General features: G+C 48.1%; 17 protein-coding genes and 1 pseudogene. 7 read left to right on the forward strand and 11 right to left on the reverse strand.

Annotation, left to right across the window (positions count from 1 at the left end; translation table 11 throughout):
* Positions 1-313: 313 nt before the first annotated feature.
* Entirely contained in the window at positions 314-757 is a 444-nt protein-coding gene (locus FVR03_RS03340) for a hypothetical protein (RefSeq protein ID WP_147920351.1), read from the forward strand.
* 12 nt (positions 758-769) lie between these two features.
* Here FVR03_RS03340 and FVR03_RS03345 read toward each other — a convergent pair whose 3' ends face one another.
* Positions 770-2650, reverse strand: coding sequence for a glycoside hydrolase family 10-like protein (locus tag FVR03_RS03345; protein ID WP_147920352.1), 1881 nt, complete (start codon positions 2648-2650; stop codon positions 770-772).
* 488 nt (positions 2651-3138) lie between these two features.
* Between FVR03_RS03345 and meaB the strand changes: the two genes are divergently transcribed.
* Complete coding sequence (meaB, locus tag FVR03_RS03350) at positions 3139-4119, forward strand: methylmalonyl Co-A mutase-associated GTPase MeaB (RefSeq protein ID WP_147920353.1); 981 nt, start codon at positions 3139-3141, stop codon at positions 4117-4119.
* Positions 4120-4137: 18 nt separating this feature from the next.
* Here meaB and FVR03_RS03355 read toward each other — a convergent pair whose 3' ends face one another.
* The gene (locus FVR03_RS03355) at positions 4138-4566 is read right to left on the reverse strand and encodes a DUF1801 domain-containing protein (RefSeq protein ID WP_147920354.1); all 429 of its coding nucleotides are present in this window, start codon (positions 4564-4566) and stop codon (positions 4138-4140) included.
* Positions 4567-5184: 618 nt separating this feature from the next.
* Here FVR03_RS03355 and FVR03_RS03360 point away from each other — a divergent pair.
* Positions 5185-5538, forward strand: coding sequence for a histidine kinase (locus FVR03_RS03360; protein WP_147920355.1), 354 nt, complete (start codon positions 5185-5187; stop codon positions 5536-5538).
* Positions 5539-5624: 86 nt separating this feature from the next.
* Here FVR03_RS03360 and FVR03_RS03365 read toward each other — a convergent pair whose 3' ends face one another.
* The 6 genes from FVR03_RS03365 to FVR03_RS24245 form a co-directional block, all read right to left on the reverse strand.
* The gene (locus FVR03_RS03365; RefSeq protein ID WP_147920356.1) at positions 5625-6806 is read right to left on the reverse strand and encodes a PQQ-dependent sugar dehydrogenase; all 1182 of its coding nucleotides are present in this window, start codon (positions 6804-6806) and stop codon (positions 5625-5627) included.
* 291 nt (positions 6807-7097) lie between these two features.
* Positions 7098-7913, reverse strand: a complete 816-nt coding sequence (locus tag FVR03_RS03370) for an alpha/beta fold hydrolase (protein ID WP_147920357.1) — start codon at positions 7911-7913, stop codon at positions 7098-7100.
* A gap of 112 nt (positions 7914-8025) precedes the next feature.
* Entirely contained in the window at positions 8026-8568 is a 543-nt protein-coding gene (locus FVR03_RS03375; protein WP_147920358.1) for a DUF502 domain-containing protein, read from the reverse strand.
* 95 nt (positions 8569-8663) lie between these two features.
* The gene (locus tag FVR03_RS03380; RefSeq protein ID WP_147920359.1) at positions 8664-9554 is read right to left on the reverse strand and encodes a 4-hydroxy-3-methylbut-2-enyl diphosphate reductase; all 891 of its coding nucleotides are present in this window, start codon (positions 9552-9554) and stop codon (positions 8664-8666) included.
* 18 nt (positions 9555-9572) lie between these two features.
* Entirely contained in the window at positions 9573-10268 is a 696-nt protein-coding gene (gene cmk, locus FVR03_RS03385; protein WP_147920360.1) for a (d)CMP kinase, read from the reverse strand.
* A 17-nt stretch (positions 10269-10285) separates the two neighbouring features.
* Positions 10286-10444, reverse strand: coding sequence for a hypothetical protein (locus FVR03_RS24245; RefSeq protein ID WP_187270023.1), 159 nt, complete (start codon positions 10442-10444; stop codon positions 10286-10288).
* A gap of 86 nt (positions 10445-10530) precedes the next feature.
* Here FVR03_RS24245 and ade point away from each other — a divergent pair, with 86 nt between their 5' ends.
* Entirely contained in the window at positions 10531-12171 is a 1641-nt protein-coding gene (ade, locus tag FVR03_RS03390; RefSeq protein WP_147920361.1) for an adenine deaminase, read from the forward strand.
* Between the two features lie 111 nt (positions 12172-12282).
* The gene (locus FVR03_RS03395; RefSeq protein ID WP_147920362.1) at positions 12283-13128 is read left to right on the forward strand and encodes a sulfite exporter TauE/SafE family protein; all 846 of its coding nucleotides are present in this window, start codon (positions 12283-12285) and stop codon (positions 13126-13128) included.
* 121 nt (positions 13129-13249) lie between these two features.
* Here FVR03_RS03395 and FVR03_RS03400 read toward each other — a convergent pair whose 3' ends face one another.
* The 3 genes and pseudogenes from FVR03_RS03400 to FVR03_RS03410 form a co-directional block, all read right to left on the reverse strand.
* Positions 13250-13687: a response regulator gene (locus tag FVR03_RS03400; protein WP_147920363.1), complete on the reverse strand. Its 438-nt coding sequence runs from the start codon at positions 13685-13687 to the stop codon at positions 13250-13252.
* An 8-nt stretch (positions 13688-13695) separates the two neighbouring features.
* The gene (locus tag FVR03_RS03405) at positions 13696-14985 is read right to left on the reverse strand and encodes a sensor histidine kinase (RefSeq protein ID WP_147920364.1); all 1290 of its coding nucleotides are present in this window, start codon (positions 14983-14985) and stop codon (positions 13696-13698) included.
* A 199-nt stretch (positions 14986-15184) separates the two neighbouring features.
* Positions 15185-16165, reverse strand: a pseudogene (locus FVR03_RS03410) (PLP-dependent cysteine synthase family protein); the annotation flags it as partial.
* Positions 16166-16772: 607 nt separating this feature from the next.
* Here FVR03_RS03410 and sucD point away from each other — a divergent pair.
* Positions 16773-17663: a succinate--CoA ligase subunit alpha gene (gene sucD / locus FVR03_RS03415; protein WP_147920366.1), complete on the forward strand. Its 891-nt coding sequence runs from the start codon at positions 16773-16775 to the stop codon at positions 17661-17663.
* 317 nt (positions 17664-17980) lie between these two features.
* Positions 17981-18397, forward strand: a complete 417-nt coding sequence (locus tag FVR03_RS03420; protein ID WP_147920379.1) for a BrxA/BrxB family bacilliredoxin — start codon at positions 17981-17983, stop codon at positions 18395-18397.
* The last annotated feature ends 91 nt before the right edge of the window (positions 18398-18488 follow it).

Below are 18488 nucleotides of genomic sequence, written 5' to 3' on the forward strand. Positions count from 1 at the left end.
TCAAAATTAAAGATTATGCCCGGAAGTCCTGAAGGTTTACCGTAACGAGTAGGTTAAATTTATTGAGGCATAGCTGCAGCGGCGTGTTTCCGGACTTTTTAGTTGCCTGCTGCACAACATTAAAAACGTGAGCACCAGCAGCATGGGAGCTTAGTGGGAGGGGCGCATCAATTATTCAAATAAAAATACCCTTCCAAAGGCATTTTGTCGCTTTTGGTGTCAAGGGTATGTTCAGGAAGGTCCTGAATTTACCGTGCGCTTAATCCGGATATGTTCCTTAATTTTGTATCAGAACCTATCATTACTACCCATAATGACACGAGATAAACAGGCTATACAACAGCTTTACGATAAAGTGCTGCCGGTGCTGGCAGAGCAGCTACACAGAAACCTGGAGGCTATTATCCCGATGTTTCACGATTTCCACCTGGAGCGCGTATTGGATACCTGGACGAAAGGAACTGCTGCCGACACAACAGAAGAAATCAGCCTCGAAAAAGGCAATGTGCAGCAGCTTGGGCTGCGGCTGCGGCTGGAGGGCTTTCAGCGGGCAGGCGTGCCGGCTTTCGACCTGGCCAAAGACCTGCTCTTTAAGCTGCACATCGATTTTTACGAGGTTGGCCCCGACAAAACCAAAACATGGCTCGAAAAGCAGTACCCGCAAGTCTGGACTAAAAACGAATACGAGACTATTGCCACCCGCTGGACCGACGAACTGATAGAGACCCTGACGGAGAAGCTGCAAAGCCTGGGCTAAGGCAAACCAGGCTTAGTTCAGCATTATCTTTTTAATAGATTGCTTGTTGTTGATGGTCAGCACCAGCAGGTTCTCGCCTGCTTCGAGCTTGCTTCTGTCGATGCTGAGGGTATAAACACCCGACTTGAATTTTCGCTTCATCACCTCGGTTTTCACGGTCCGGTCCAGCGACATGAGCATCACTTTTACCTCCGCCTTTTTCTTTAGCTTCACATCGAGGTAATACGGTGTGGAAACGGTAGCCACTTTGCTTTTTTGAGAATCGAAAACAGCATTTGGTGCCGCTACATTTTTTATCTGCTGAATGGCTCTGGCATGTAAAGGTTCGAGGAGTTCAGGAGCAGCATCAGGTTCTGGAGAAGGCGCTGGTAACTGTTGCGCAATAGCGCCTCCCCTACCTAATATTACAAAATTACTCAGTTCGCTTTCGATGTTGTTGGGGCCCAGTTCGGTAATGGCCCAATACGTGGTTTGCAATGGCACCTGCGAGGCCGGCACCGTAAACGACTCCGACACTGGTATGGCGCGCAAGGCACCGGCTGGTAGCTCGGCAACATTGGTTACAGGAGCAAAAGAACTGTAGAGCATGTAGCGTTTAAAGCTATGCTTGTTCCTGGCGGGCCGTTTCCAGCTAACATGGTAATCGCCGGTTTTCTCGTTTTTCACCATCGTAAAATCTGTGGGTGCGGCAGGTTTAGCACCGGGCTTCCAGGGCATGGCCGGAGGAGCTGCAGGTGCCATAAAGGTAGTTGCCTTTAGGGAGGTGTGGCTTTGCAAGGTGTTGCTGGTAAGGTTGGTTGCCCTGAAAATAACAGAGCCCAGCGCATTGTGGTGCTGGTTGGCCCGCGAGATGGCAATCTGGTTTGGCAGTTCCAGTTCTGTTGCACCTTTGGCAAGTAAGCTGTGCCCTGCATACAAATGCCGCGAGGAACTGTAGGTTTTATCAGACCACCACTCCAACAGCTTCCGGTAATCCTGGTTGCCGCCAATAACCCAGTAAAGCTGTGGCGACAGGTAATCTACATACTGCTTCTCGAGCCAGGCAAGCGGATCGGCGTAAATGTCGTTGTAGGCATCCATTCCTTTTATGCCTGCTGGTACGTTTGTTTTCCAGATACCGAATGGGCTTACACCAAACCGCGCTTCGGGCTTTGTCGCCTTCAGGGCCTGGTGCACCAGCCGCATGGTTTCGTTTACGTTATCGCGCCTCCAGTCTTTTATGTCTTTAAAGTTTTTGCCGTATTTTGCAAAAGTGGCTGCATCTTCGGAGGCAATACCTTTAAAGGAGCCTTCGGGGTACGGGTAAAAATAATCGTCGAAGTGCACGCCATCTATAGTATAGTGCTGCGCCACTTCCCGCACCACCTGGGCCACATACTCCCGCACCTCCGGCAGACCGGGGTTCAGAATCTTTTTACCGTTGGCAAAGCTTAGCAGCCACTCCGGCTTCGTTTTAGAGATGTGGTTATCGGCAAATACTGTTTTGGAATCGGTGCTGGAGTTAACGCGGTATGGGTTAAACCAGGCGTGCAGCTCCAGGCCTCTTTTATGCGCTTCTTCTATGGCAAAGGCTAATGGGTCGTATTCGGGCACAATGCCCTGCTTACCGGTCAGGTACCGTGACCAGGGCTCCCGGCTCGATTTGTAAAAAGCATCGCACTCGGTACGCACCTGAAACAACACCACGTTCAGGTTAGCGTCTTTAATTTTATCGAAAAGCCGCTGCAGGGCCAGCTTTTGGTTAGCGGCAGAGTCGCCTTGTTTTGGCCAGTCGAGGTTTGCCACAGTAGCTACCCACACCCCTCTGAACTCCCGGTTTGGCTGCTCCTGCGCCTTAACACGCACACACAGAAAAACACTTAGAAACAGGCAGAGGAGAAACTTAAAATTCATGAAAGCTGAAAAAGAGAGGTTTAAAACAAAAAAGCCGGATCAGCGAACTCAAAGACCTGAAATATAGTAATTTCTATATTATCAAGACCTGCTGTAGCCGTTCTGTTCATCAAAATTACAGAGCCAAACTGTATCTGGCAACGGTTGTTCCGGATTTAATTCGTTCTGGCAAAAAGGCTGTTAAACCCCGCCTCCAACCCTTGACACTTTCAGGCCACAAAACCTTTTGGAGGCCGGTTTCATTTGAATAATTTCTGGTTGCTGATTATTGGTTGCCAATTGGCTTAATTGTTAAATGGTTTAATGGTTAATTTGGAAATTTGTAAGATAGAGGCAAGAAATTTTGAGTGAATGAAAATCACTATTGAACAAAAACCAACTTTTAACTCATAACTTTTAACTCTTAACTAATAAAGGTCTACCATCTAAAAAAGATTAAATTTGTGAGCATTACGCTCCCAGATTCGTACTCTTAAACTAAACTTCTTTTGGCAAAACGATTTAGTGCAGAAACCTATGTAGCAGGCATTTTGGCCGGCGACCGTATGATGCTCAGTCGTGCCATTACGCTCGTAGAGAGCAGGTTAGCATCAGACCAGGAGCTGGCGCAGCAGGTTATAAACCAGGTACTGCCACACACAGGTAACTCGTTCCGTATTGGTATTACCGGCGTACCCGGTGTTGGCAAAAGCACGTTTATAGAAGCCTTCGGGAATTACCTGATTGAGCAGCAAGACAAAAAGCTGGCAGTACTGGCCATAGACCCCACCAGCCAGCGCACCGGCGGTAGCATACTCGGCGATAAAACCCGCATGGAGTCGCTGTCGCACCACCCGCATGCGTTTATCAGGCCTTCTCCGGCTGGCAAGTCGCTGGGGGGCGTTACCAAGAGCACCCGCGAAACCATTCTGCTCTGCGAGGCAGCCGGTTACGATGCCATTTTTGTGGAAACGGTGGGGGTGGGCCAATCGGAGACGGCAGTGCACGGCATGGTCGACTTTTTTCTGCTCCTGATGCTGGCCGGGGCTGGCGATGAACTGCAGGGAATAAAGCGCGGCATTATGGAGATGGCAGATGCCATTGCCATAACCAAAGCCGATAGCAACAACCAGCTTAAAGCAAAAGCTGCCAAAGCAGAATACCAGAATGCGCTGCACCTGTATCCGCTTCCGGCCTCTGGCTGGCTACCCCGTGTATCGGTGTGTTCTGCGCTAAAAGAAACAGGCCTGGAGCAGATCTGGCAAACCATGGCCGACTACCTGGAGCACACACAGCAGAACGGATTTTTTGAACAGAAGCGGCGCGAGCAGAACCTGCAGTGGCTTTTCGAAACCATCAGGCAATCGTTAGAAGAAAAGTTTTATGCGCAGCCAGGGGTGCAGCAGGCATTACCAGACATTATGCGCCAGGTAAAAGAGGGCGAGCAATCGGCTTTTGCAGCTGCCGCAGCACTGCTTCGGTTAAGCTAGCAGGCTTAGCCGGTTTAGCTACCCCACCTCCTCCGGATACCTGGCCTGCAGCATTTCTACGGTGTGCTGCATAAGCCTCTCCAGCACACTTACATTTACATCGGCTAGTTTGTTTATGTAGAGGCAGCCTTTTCCTGCCTTATGTTTACCAAGTTCGGCCAATAACTCCTCCTGGCTCTGCAGACCTGGCAACAGGTACAGCGAAAAATTCTGTTTCCGTGGCGAAAAGCCTAGTAGAGGGGCATCTCCTTCGTGGCCGCTATCATATCTGTAATGGTACCGTCCAAAGCCCACGATGCTGCTCCCCCACATAACAGGCTCTTTGCCGGTAACCTTTTTCATTAGCTCCAGAAGCAGATAACTATCGGTTCGCTTTTTCTCGTTTTCGGGTAAGTTCAGGAAAGTACTTACCTGCTCATCTGTTGGTTTGGTTTTAGGCTCTTTCATATAGAACAGTTGCTTTTGGTTGCGGCTGAGTGAAGGCATTTCTAATTTTACAAGACCGAAATTTACGTCTTTTTCCGGTACCAGCTAGTTCTATGGTAGCAGCAGTTACTTGTGCATAGCCCTTTTCTTTCCGAAAGATTAAATTTAGATTAATACCCATCGTACAAATTGTAAAAGTATGGTAAATTTGCACCGCTTCATCTTAAGCTTAATGCTTCTTTTCACCACAACACCGCCCTCTGAGCCACGTATGGCCATTTTCTTTTATGGAAGAAAATAAACCGACACATGGCTGCAGCAAAACAAACACAATAAAAAAAACACTTATTTTATTTTTTTCTGGCTCTTGCAGCACTACAAGGAGGTATCAGTTTTGCCACCTAAAATTTAGTGTTACAGGCACTTGCGGGATGCAAGGTTGCTAAAGCAGGGGCAGCTGGTAGTTGCCTGCAGGTACCCTGGTTAAAAACCATTATCTACAGATGAAACTGTAAACCAAAATCCGGTGTTCGCTTACAACGCAACAGCTCTAGAGAGCCTGTGTGTTCGGCAACACCATACAAAACTATTTAACTAAGTTAACAGTAGCTCCTGGCCACGCAAGCAGCTAAACACCTTATGAACGCAACTCAGGTAGATTTTCAGCAAATCCGGATTAAACATATTCTGTTTAAGTCCAAGGTTCGTTCTGTGCTGTACGGTGGCAAAAAAGACAATGCTTTTTTTGCCCTGGAAGGACCTATAAACACCTGGTTTAATACTATTGGCCTAATCCGCTACGGCGAAACTTCTGAAATGCGTGCACTTGCCGCTGTTCAGAAAGAGTTAAACGCTACGGCTGCCTTGCTTTTCAGCTTGTACGATAGCGGCAAAATAGAGCAGTCGCTGCAGGGGCTGGAGCAAGTGGAGGCTAACTCAGTGCAATTCCTGAAACTACTCAACCAGTTGGAAGAAAAGCTGAAAGATAAATAGCATTTCTTTCAACAACTCCCGTTACTGTTGCTCCCAATGTCCTCTCCTGGTAAAGAACAGGATACCTGCCTGCGTCATTATAGTCTTTATTTTTGATAAGTTATTCGGTAAACGGCGTTGTTTTTGTCGTCAGAAACCAGCAGCGCTCCATCGGGCATCACCAGCACATCTACGGGGCGGCCCCAGTCGTCGGTGCCATTTTGCAGCCAGCCTTCAGCAAAGGGTTCGTAAGCGGTTACATTGCCTGAGCCATCCAGTGAGGCCAGCATAAGCCGGTAACCAATTTTATCGGAACGGTTCCAGGAGCCATGTTCGGCAATAAAAATCTGGTGGCGGTACCTCTCCGGAAACATGCTGCCAGTGTAGAACTTCATACCCAAAGAGGCTCCATGCGGACTTAAGGTTCGGGCTGGCTTAACAAAATCGAGGCAGTTACGCTCGCTGCCAAACTCAGGATCTGATATGGTGCCGGCATGGCAGTAAGGGTAGCCAAAATGCAATCCTTTCTGGGGAGCACGGTTCAGCTCATCGGGTGGCAGGTTATCGCCCAGCATGTCGCGACCATTATCGGTGAACCATAGTTCTTTTGTGTCGGGGTGCCAGTCGAAACCAACAGAGTTGCGTACGCCTTCTGCAAAAATCTCCAGGCCGGAGCCGTCTGGGTTAATGTGGGTAATGGTGGCGTAAATGGGTTTCTCGGGTTTGCAGATGTTGCAGGGTGCCCCCACCGGCACATATAGTTTGCTATCGGGCCCAAAGGCAATATATTTCCAGCCATGGTGCTGGTCGGTAGGGTATTTATCGGTCACGACTTCGTACTGAGGCTTGTTCCGGAAAGTCTGCTCTATGTTGGGGTAACGCAAAATGCGGCCAACCTCTGCTACATAAAGCGCTCCTTCATGATAGGCCACACCGTTTGGAGTGTCTAAACCAGTGGCGACTTCCACCACATCTTCCGCCTGTCCGTCACCGTCGCGGTCAACCAGGGCGTATACTTTGTCGTTGCTGCGCGTGCCTACAAACACAATTCCGGAAGGGCTGATAGCCATAGAACGGGCATCGGTTACGTTGCGGGCATAATAATCTATCCGGAAGCCTTCGGGTAACTTTAACCTTTGGAGGTCTTCGTGCAGGGCAGCGGCAGGCCGGTTGGCTTCTGGCGCACTATCGGCCTGTGCTGTTTCGTCTGGCTTTCTGTCGGAGGAGCAGGCGGCCGTGAGCAGCAGCAGCGAAAGAGCAGAAACAAATGACCGGAATGGTACTTTCATAGGCAGTATTTAAGGAGTTCGGAGGTAAAGGAAAAACATTTACAGAAGTACGCACAAGCTGCACCGGCAGGTTCAGAAAAAACTCAGGCGAACAGCAGTGCAAATATAAGTTTCTTTTAACCAATACAGGAAACGCAGCAGCAGACAAAATGATGTTCGTACACAAAAACCGGAGACAATAGCCCTTAGCGTTTTTGCCTTATAAGGCTTCAGAAGGCTGATGTGCTTCAAATTATTCTAATCAAATCAGCCTTCCAAAGCTTTTTGAGCTGATTTTACTCAAGGGTGCTTCTAGCGTTGTGAGGTGTTTGTGCGTTGCTGCCGCAGGAGCTTTGCCACCTCCTGCAACAGGTGCGTGTGGCCTGTTTGCAGCACCTTCAGTTTGCCCTTGTCCAATGCCTGCACAAAGGCTTCGAACCGTTTGGGTGCTATTACCTTGTCGAACTGGCCCAGGTAGACCGTTACAGGCACCTGCTGCTGGTTTAGCTTTTCTATAATTGCTTTATTATCGAAGCGCAGGTATTTAAAGCCGATCCAGCTGCGGTACACGCGCAGGCGGCGCTGGCGGGTATCCATTTGGTGGCGGGCAAAGCGCAGGAGGCCCTTGCTGACCAGCTTCAGCCTGTGCATTACTTTCAGGAACCGGAAAAAGGGAGCAGGTTTGAGAACAGTGCGTTTAAAGAGTTGCTGCATCCAGCCTGGGTAAGTGGCCATGTTGTACCAGAAGCTCGTCTGTATACCGTCGGGGGCAATCAGGTGCAGTTCATTTAATTTTTCGGACATTTGCTCTACCAGGGCCAGGGCAAACTTACCGCCCATGCTGTAGCCCATCAACGAAAAACGGTTTATGCCTTCCTGCTCCAGTAATCGCCCCACCAACTCGTGCAAGTGCTCTTTGGTAAGCGGCGAATTGCTTTTCCGGAGGCTGCTTTTGCCATGGAAAAACAGATCGAAAGCAAAAATAGTATACTCCTCCCCCAGCGCCTGCTCCATCGGCAGAAAATAAGCACTTGTTTGCCCGTACCCATGAAACGCCAGCATAGCTTTACTGCCCCGGCCCAAAACCCGGTAATGCAAACGCGAATGCTGGTGTTCCAGGAAAGGCATGGACGAGAAACTAGTTAAATAGATTCTAGATGTTAGATGCTAGACCTTATGTTAGTAAAGAGTGAAGAGTTGCTCTTTCATCCTCTCATTCAAAATTCCAAATTCCAGACACCTAAAGCTTCGATACGCCGCCCGACACCACAAACTTCATGACATCGGAGCTTGGCAGGTCGAGGTACACCACGTTCTTTTTGGGCACGATAAAGAGCTCGCCCGAAAAGTTGTAGGAGTGCGGAAAGTATACGGCTACCCGGTCGTCCAGGGTAATGCTCTGGAATTGCTCCTGCGTTACAAAGCCCATTTTAAAGTTGTCAGATGCTTCTGTCATCTTCACCATTACTGGTTTGTTAAACTTCTGGTTGTCGCCAACAAAGGCATCGAACAGGTCTTTTATGCTGGAGTAGATAATGCTCACGAGCGGCACCTTGTTTAACAGACGCTCCCCTACCACAAACAGAGGTTTCACAAAAAAGAAAGACCCGATGAAACCCACAAAAGTAAGGAGCATTACCATGAGCAGGATACCCAGCCCGGGCACCCCCAGGTCAACCATGCTATCCAGCCAATCGATAACCGCTACCACAATCCAGATGGTGATGGCAAGCGGTGCCATAATTAAAAGTCCGTTCAGGAAGTAACGAAAGATGCGTGCCATGAGGAAGTAAGAAAAAGAAAGGCTCTGCGTTTGCAAAGCCTAAAGGTACTAAAAATCAGGAATTGTGCGGAGCCTGGCAAAGGCAGCAGCAGGTGTTACGCCATTGCCTTACTCATGTTATAAATACCATCTGACACCTGCTGCATCAGCCACATAGGTGTGGAAGTAGCACCGCAAATGCCTACACTTTCGGCGTCAGCAAACCACTCCTTTTCCAGCTCCTGCTCGTTTTCTACAAAGTAACTGTTGGGGTTGTGTTGCTTGCACACGCTGTAGAGGGCTTTTCCGTTAGAGCTTTTTTTGCCACTCACAAACACAATTACATCGTGCTCTGTAGAAAAGCGTGCCAACTGCGGCTCCCTGTTCGATACCTGCCGGCAAATACTGTCGTTGGCATCAAACACGGGCAAGGTACTGTCCTGGTTTGCCTGCTTTATACGGTCTTCGATCAGGGCTTTTATATGGTAGAAGCCTTTTGTGCTTTTAGTTGTCTGGCTAAACAGGGTAACCGGCCGTGTAAAGTCTATTTTATCCAGGTCTTCTTCTGTTGTTACAATAATAGCTTCGTCGCCGGTCTGGCCGGTAAGGCCAATAACTTCGGCATGCCCCACCTGCCCGTAAATCACGATCTGGCCGGCATCTTTCTGAATAGAGTCGAAGGCGTGTTTTACGCGGTTCTGCAGCTTTAACACCACAGGGCAAGAGGCATCGATCAGCTCGATGTTGTTTTCGAGGGCCAACTGGTAAGTTTCTGGTGGCTCGCCATGTGCCCTGATAAGAACCTTACAATCGTGCAGCTGCCTCAGTTGCTCTCTGTCTATAATGCGCAAGCCTTTAGCATACAGGCGTTTCACTTCCATGCCATTATGTACAATGTCGCCTAAGCAGTAAAGCTCCGGCGCGTGCTCCATCTCGTCTTCTGCCATCTGTATGGCAAATTCAACCCCAAAACAATAGCCGGAATTCTTATCAATTGTTACGTTCATTTCTAAAAAGCTACTCTTTTACTCAGAAAAATCATGGACCAGCACCTTAGAGGCTACTTTGTCGAGCACAAACTCTACCTGTTCATCAATTATCATATACGAGGTGTCGAGCAGGTAGGCGTCTTCGGCACGTCGCAAAGGGCTTTCGGCACGGGTAGAGTCTATCAGGTCGCGTTTTTCCAGGTTCTCTTTTATCTCGTTGAGGTTTACCAGCTGCTTTTTCTCCAGCAGTTCCTGCTGGCGGCGTTTAGCACGTGTGTCTACATCAGCTGTCATAAAAATCTTAACTTCAGCATCGGGGAAAACGGCAGTGCCAATGTCGCGGCCATCCATTACCACACCGCGTTTGCGGCCCATTTTCTGCTGTTGCGCTACCATGGCTCTGCGCACCTCCACCAGCACGCTCACCTCGCTCACCTGGTTGGAGATGTACATTTTCCGGATCTCGTCTTCTACGTTCAGGCCGTTCAGGTACACTTCGTTGCGCTTAACTTTTGGGTTGTAGTTAAAGGCTACGTCTATGCTGTCGAGCGCTTTGCTTATTTCTTTGGGGTTGGTAAACGATACGTGGTTCTGAAGGAAATAAAGCGTAACGGCACGGTACATAGCCCCCGTATCGATGTAGGCATACCCTAGCTCGGCGGCAACTCTTTTGGCGGTAGTACTTTTACCACAAGAAGAATAACCATCGATCGCGATCACAATTTTTTTCATAAAGCGCAAGATAGAAACTAGTTAGAGTCACAAGGGCAAGGCACGTTTTTACCACGCTTGCTCTTTTTTTGATAAGCAGCCGTTTTCTTCTGCTGAGGGGTTTTGGTGGAACAGCCTGCCAGCGGACCTGTGGCCAGAAAAGCGGCCAGCACCACATAGGAAATTATCTTTCTCAAAACGACTAATTTTAATGCAAATATAAAGTAAATTACGGGTTTAAGACCTACCTCCAGGTATTTTATAAAATCACCTCCTACGTACCATGCAAACAGACTTTTTTATTAGCGGACGCATTATAGACCTACACCAGCAGGAAATTTACGAAGGCACCGTTCATGTTGCTAACGGCCTGATCAAAAAAATAGTTCGTGAAGCCACATCTGCTCAAAATTATATTCTGCCAGGCTTTGTAGATGCCCATGTGCATGTCGAAAGTTCTATGCTGGTGCCCTCTGAGTTTGCCAGACTGGCAGTAGTACATGGCACCGTGGCTACCGTATCGGACCCGCACGAGATCGGCAATGTATTGGGCGTGAAGGGGGTAGAGTATATGATTGAGAACGGCAAAAAGGTGCCGTTTAAGTTCTATTTCGGGGCTCCCTCCTGTGTACCGGCCACTCCTTTTGAAACTGCAGGTGCCGAAATAACAGCAGCCGACATAGAAACGCTTTTTAAACGGGACGAGATAAAATACCTGGCCGAAATGATGAACTGGCCCGGCGTGCTGCACCGCGATGCTTCCGTGATGGAGAAAATTGCCCTCGCCCACCAATACGGCAAAGCTGTAGACGGACACGCACCCGGCCTGCAGGGGGAACAGGCACAGCAATATGCCAATGCCGGCATCAGCACCGACCACGAATGTTTTACCGCCGAAGAGGCCCTTGATAAACTGGCAGCCGGCATGAAGATCCTGATTCGGGAAGGAAGCGCTGCCAAGAACTTCGAAGCCCTTATTCCGTTGCTTGCCCAGTACCCCGACCGCATTATGTTTTGCTCCGACGACAAACACCCCGACAACCTGGTAGAAGGGCACCTGAACCTGCTCGTAAAACGGGCGCTGGCCAAAGGGCACGATTTGTTCCACGTGCTACACGCCGCCTGCCTGAATCCTGTGCTACACTACAAACTGGAGGTTGGCCTGCTCCGCGAAAACGACCCGGCCGACTTTATACTTGTAGATAACCTCAACGATTTTAACGTAACAGCGACTTACATAAACGGTGAACTGGTGGCGGAGCAGGGTAAAACAAACATTCCGTTTACATCAAGCGAAGAAATTAACAACTTCAACACCGAACCTAAAACAACCGAACAATTTGCCATAGCTGCTCTGGATGTAACACGCATTCGGGTGATAGAAGCCTTCGACGGGCAACTGATTACAAAAGAAGCCTGGGCCACTCCTAAGGTGGAGAACGGTAATATTGTATCGGATACGGAGCAGGATGTGCTGAAGCTGGCAGTGGTGAACCGCTACCAGAACACGGCACCTGCTGTAGCTTTTATTAAAAACACCGGCCTGAAACGTGGCGCACTGGCCTCTTCTGTCGGGCACGACTCGCATAATATTATAGCCGTAGGCGTAGACGATGCTAGTATTTGCCAGGCGGTGAACCTGATTATTCAGGCAAAAGGTGGCGTAGCAGCAGTAAATGGCGATTCCGAACAGCTCCTGCCTTTGCCGGTGGCCGGTATTATGTCAGCAGCAGATGGCTATGAAGTAGCAGCAGCTTATTCTGCTATAGACCAGATGAGCAAGACCATGGGCAGCCAACTTTCCTCTCCGTTTATGACCTTATCGTTTATGGCGCTGTTGGTTATCCCATCGCTTAAACTCAGCGACAAAGGCCTGTTTAATGGCGATAGCTTTGCGTTTGTGCCTGTTGTGGAAGAATTGTGAATAAGTGGATGAGTGAATAGATGGATGAATAATAAATGACTTAAATTTCACAGTCTTATAATTAAATGATATTCTCTCATTCTCAATTAAAAAAAACAGGCACAGCAACAGATGGACGTGTTCTTTATCTTTCTTATTGGCATTGTGGTAAGCGGCTTTGGCACGATCATCGGGTTTGGTGGCGGTGTGTTTATGGTGCCGGTGCTGATTATTTTTTTCGGGTATAACATTGAAATCGCTATCGGCTCTACTATGGCAGCCCTTGTGCCGGCCTCCATTATTGCTTCCGTTTTTAACCTCCGCGACAAAAGCATCGATTACCTGGTGGGCACCCTCATTCAGCTTCCGGCGGTGGCAGGCACTGTGTTAGGAGCCTTTCTGGTAGCTTCGCTGCCGGTGTTTCAGTTGCAGTTTATTTTCTCGGTGTTTGTAACATTTATTGGCATTGTTCTGCTCTACAACAAGCGCAAAGAAGAACCGCCCAAACACTCAGGACTGATGTACCACATGCGTAGTGTGCCAACTTCGTTTATCCGGAAGAACAAGGTGAAAAAGATGGCGTACCGGCTCAACGTAGGACTGGTGGCTGTTTTCGGGTTTATTTCGGGCGTTATTGCAGGGCTTTTCGGAATTGGGGGTGGTTTTCTGCAAACCCCTATCATGATAAAGTTTTTCCGGATGCCTTACCAGGTGGCAACGGCTACCTCCCTTTTTATTTTGGTTATTACAAGTTTTACAGGCTTTGTGAGCCACTACCTGATCGGGAATATTTTCTGGAGCCGGAGCCTGCCCATTATAGCTGGCTTTGCCGTTGGCGCTATTGGCGGTAACATCATTAAACAGAAGTACCCTCCAAAAAACCAAATAGACAGGCTGATAGCACTGGGGCTCCTACTGGCCGGCCTGAGTGTTCTGTTGCACCTGGCCATTAAATCCAGCTTTGGCTTCTCTTTCTGAAAGATGCCCGGAACAGGTAAAAATTTGAAGGTTAACTCCTGCGCAATTATTCGAATGAAAATGGCCTTCCAAAGTGTTTTTCAGGAAAAACGTTCAAGGGTTGGGTTACAAGTGCCTGCTCCTAATTGTTTACCGGCTTGTCAGAAAAATACTTTTCGAAAAGGTATTTTATTTTTTCGATTGTAAGCGGTTTGGTAAGGTACTCGGCAGCGTAGTTGGCAGAGTTTGTCGTATCGTGCGGGTGCGTAGAGGTGGTGAGCACTGTCATCACAATTTTGCTTCTGAAATCTTTGTCTAACCGCTCGTATAGCTCCAGCATCTCGAAGCCATCCATTACAGGCATATTTATGTCCAGGAAAATAAGCTCCGGAGCAAAGTAGTTTGCGTTCGAAGGGTCGTAGTTGTTGTTACTTACATTGTATAAATAATCGAATGCTTGCTTACCATTAACGAATGTGCGGATCTGGTCCGTTACCTGCATTCTTTCCAGAAGCCGCTGGTTCAGGAAATTAGTTGTATCATCGTCATCGATAAGTAAGATACCTGATAATTTTCTCATAAAATAGGTTAAAATCCAGCTCTCAGTTTTACGTGCGGAAACCGAAGTATAAAGGTTGTGCCTTTCCCAACTTCAGAAGCTACGTCTATTAGGCCATTGTAGTTATCCATAATCCGCTTTACAATGTAAAGCCCTACGCCGCTTCCATCTATGTGGTCGTGCAAGCGTTTAAAGAGGCTGAACATTTTCTTCTCGTTTCCGCGGAGCTCCACCCCTATGCCATTGTCGGTTACAGACAAAACTAAATAATCTTCTTCAACTTTAATACTAAAAAAAACAACGGCTGCCCTGTCTGGCGACCGGTATTTAATGGCGTTAGTAAGCAGGTTGTAAAAAACGCTCTGCAAATCTTTACGCTTAATAAGGGCAGCAGGGTACGCAGCAAAATCTGTCATAATCCTGATGCCAGATTGTTCAATGGTGTCGGCAATAGACTCCTGCACACTTTCCAGCACCTCTTTAAAAGACTCGGCCTGCTGACTGGAGCTTATTTCGTGCCTTTGCTTTACCAGGCTCACCTCGGTCAGGTCATGTATGGTGCGGTTCATTTGCTTGAGCGAACTCTCCAGCCGTGCCAGAACGTGCTGCACATGCTTATCTACAGGGGGCAGTTCCTCTACCAGAACATCCAGCAACCCTCCAATGTTTATAATCGGTGCTTTTAAGTCGTGCGAGGCACAATATACAAAGTTATCGAGTTCGTTATTAGCAATCTGTAGCTCGTGGTTAAGCGACTGTAACTCCTGTTGCGCCCTGGTGCGTTCCAGCACCTCTTTCTCCAGATCCTGGTTGGCCAGCTGTAACGCCAATGTACGATCGGCTACCCGCTTTTCGAGCTCCTGGTTAACTACATGCAGCTCTTCCTGCGCTTTGCGGCGTTCCTCTACCTCTACCTGCAATTGCTGATTTAGGGCCTTTAGCTGGTCGTGGCTAGGCAGCGCCAGCAGCACCGGCACCGATTTGTAAACTGCTATAGCCGTACCTACCGATAAAAAACCAGTGATTACCTTCACCACCCCCTCCAGCCTGTAGGTCGGAATCCAGACCGTCCAGATATCGATGACGTGAGTAGTGCCGCAGGCGAAAATAAAGGCGGCAAACAGCATAAACACATACCTATGGGTGAGGTCGGTGCGTTTGCGGGCAAAGTAAAAAAGCAGCAAGGGAAGCGAGAAGTAAGCCAGGGCAATAAGCAAATCGCCTCCAACGTTGAGCCACAAAATTTCGGGCCGCCAGAAATAACAATGCCCATGGGGCATGAAGTCTGCCTCTATAATATTTGAAAAAAAATTCTTCATCGGGAAATTTTAGGAGGTAGACATCTGAAAAAACTGAAAGACCAGGGCTGGCAGTGCACCAGTTGCTGCTTAATAGCGGTTAACAGAGCAACCTAAACAGGCACAGCGCATTAATTCTTACAAATGTGCTAAGTTAAACCAAAAAGCCTGAAACATAAGCTTCAGGCTTTTAAATGAAAAATAAAATTATCAGATGTTAATCGATGTAACCTTTGGAGCGCATCCAGTTATCGTTATATATTTTTGCCAGGTAGCGGGTGCCGTGGTCTGGCAGCAGCACCACCATCGTGTCGTTTTCGGTCAGGTGCTCGCGCGCATACTCCAGGGCACCGTGCACAGCCGACCCAGACGACCAGCCAACAAACAATCCTTCTTCGCGGGCCAGGCGGCGCGTCATAACCGCTCCGTCTTTGTCTGCTACTTTAATAAAGGTGTCGATCAGGTCGAAATCTACGTTCTTGGGCAGTATGTCTTCGCCTATGCCTTCGGTAGCATAAGGGTAAATCTCTTTCTCGTCGAAAATACCGGTTTCCTTGTATTTCTTAAAAACAGAGCCATACGTATCGATGCCAACTGTTACCAGCCCCGGGTTTTGCTCTTTCAGGTATCTGGAAATGCCTGAAACGGTGCCTCCTGTGCCTACACCTGTTGCGAAATATGTAATCTTGCCTTCTGACTGGTCCCAGATTTCGGGGCCAGTGGTGGCATAGTGTGCAGCCGTGTTCGACAGGTTATCGTATTGGTTCGGGTAAAAAGAATTCGGGATCTCCTTGTTCAGGCGTTTGGCCACCGAATAGTAAGACTGTGGGTCGTCAGGGGTAACGTCGGTGGGGCACACAATTACGTCGGCTCCCATAGCTTTCAGAATATCGATTTTCTCCTGCCCCTGCTTATCAGAAAGTGTAAAAATACATTTGTACCCTTTGGCTACAGCTGCCAGTGCCAGGCCCATGCCGGTGTTGCCGGAGGTTCCTTCTATAATAGTGCCTCCAGGCTTCAGAATACCAGCTTTCTCGGCATCCTCAATCATTTTTATGGCCATGCGGTCTTTTACCGAGTTGCCTGGGTTCATGTACTCTACCTTGGCAAGGATAGTGGCTTTAATGCCTTCGGTTACCTTGTTTAGTTTTACCAAAGGAGTATTGCCGATTGCCTCGGTTATATGATTCAGATACTTCATGTAAGGTATGTTTGTGATTTAATGTAAAGGTAATATTTTGATCTCTATTTGTGATAATATTGCCCTGATTCCTGCCTACCCTTGACTCCTGTAAGCCTCCAAACTCTTCTGAAGGCCATTTCCATTTAAATAATTTACCTGTTGCTTCGCAGTTGTCGGTGGTAACAGGCTACCATAGTTATTCCGGAACTGAAAAGGATAAAGCTGCCTGAGCAATAGATGCGTCCTAAACTTCACCTTTCAACGGGTAGAAAACCATCTTCAACGTTTGCCGCTGCGTGTAACGGAAAACAGGATGCCATAAACCTGGGCAACTATCTGAGCTATCTGCCACCACTACTGCCCCGAAAAGTGCAAGCGCCAGATTATTTAAATGAAAATGGCCTTCCGCAAGCATTTCAGGTATTTTGGTGTCAAGGGTTAGAGCCGGGTGCCCGGCAGGCAAAAGGTGCTACCCAACTAGTTAGAACGGTGCTTTTTAAAAGCTAGTTCCGGTGCCCTCTCCTATTTAGAAACAACTATTTTTTGCATGGCCCATAAAAAAGGCTATTTTTGCACATCGCTTATTAGTCAGATCGTCTATACTTCAATTAATTAAGATACACACATGAGTGTTTTAGTGAATAAAGATTCCAAAGTGATTGTGCAGGGCTTCACTGGCTCAGAGGGTTCGTTCCACGCGCAACAAATGATAGAGTATGGCACTAACGTGGTTGGTGGTGTAACTCCAGGTAAAGGTGGTTCTACGCACCTCGACCGTCCGGTTTTTAACACAGTAGCCGATGCCGTGAAACAAACCGGTGCCAACGTAACCATCATTTTTGTGCCACCGGCTTTCGCTGCCGATGCCATTATGGAAGCTGCTGACGCTGGCATAGCGGTTATTGTTGCCATTACAGAAGGTATTCCGGTAAAAGACATGGTAGCTGCCAAAAACTACCTGAAAAACAAAGCGGTTACCCTGATCGGCCCTAACTGCCCGGGCGTGATTACGCCAGGCGAAGCAAAAGTAGGTATTATGCCTGGCTTCGTGTTTAAGTCAGGTCGTATCGGTATTGTGTCTAAATCTGGTACTTTAACGTACGAAGCTGCAGACCAGATCGTGAAAGCCGGACTTGGTATTTCTACTGCCATCGGTATCGGAGGCGACCCGATTATTGGAACGCCAACCAAAAACGCTGTGGAGCTGCTCATGGAAGACCCTGAGACTGACGCGATCGTGATGATCGGTGAGATTGGCGGTAACTATGAGGCTATGGCATCGCAGTACATCAAAGAAACCGGGAACAAAAAACCAGTTGTAGGCTTTATTGCCGGGCAAACTGCTCCTGCAGGTCGCCGTATGGGCCATGCCGGTGCTATTGTAGGTGGAGCCGACGATACAGCTGCCGCTAAAATGAAAATTATGCGTGAGTGCGGTATTAACGTAGTGGAGTCTCCTGCCGAGATCGGTGACGCTATGGTGAAAGCCTTACAAGAGGCTGGCATCACAGCCTAAATGAAAGACTTCTGATAACCAGATTTCAGATAAAGTATTATGAAAGAAAGGCTGCCTGTAAGGGTGGCCTTTCTTGTTGTAGTTGCCTATACCTTTTTCTCTGTAAAAGATAAATAGCTCCTGCTGCCCCTACTGCCCTTCCGGAATTATTCCTGCTTTTTTGCTGTTCTGCAGCTAAGAATGCAACGAACTATAATTAAAGCAATTACCTGTTTGCATAACAGCAGGTGCTGTAAATAGCCCGCGCATTATTATAGATTATTTGCTACTTTTGTACCGACAAATATTTACCACATTAAACTATTGATCTTATGGGAATGTATCCTGAATATATGGTGGCTCCTATCCGCGAAGACCTTACTTCTGCTGGTTTTGAGCAACTAATGACTGCTGAAGAAGTGGAGCAAGTTTTAGGTGCTGAGAGCGGTACTGTGCTGGTAGCCGTAAACTCGGTTTGTGGTTGTGCGGCAGCCAAGGCTCGCCCGGCGCTTAAAATGGCCGTAGCTGCCAGCGATAAACGCCCTGCAAAACTGGTTACAGTGTTTGCAGGCATGGAGCAGGACGCTGTAGCCAAAGCCCGTGAGCACATGCTGCCATACCCTCCATCTTCACCATCTATTGCTCTGTTTAAAAACGGCGAACTGGTGCACATGATCGAGCGCTACCACATCGAAGGCAATGAGCTACACCGTATCGTTGATAATCTGAAAGGTGCTTTTGACGCATACTGTTAAGGCTTCGCCTAATTAAAAATTAGAAATTCAAAATTAGAGTTAACTACGAAAAACCCGCCAGGATTTAAAACCTGGCGGGTTTTCTCTTAAA

The sequence above is a fragment of the Pontibacter qinzhouensis genome (assembly GCF_008017455.1).
Classification (GTDB): domain Bacteria; phylum Bacteroidota; class Bacteroidia; order Cytophagales; family Hymenobacteraceae; genus Pontibacter; species Pontibacter qinzhouensis.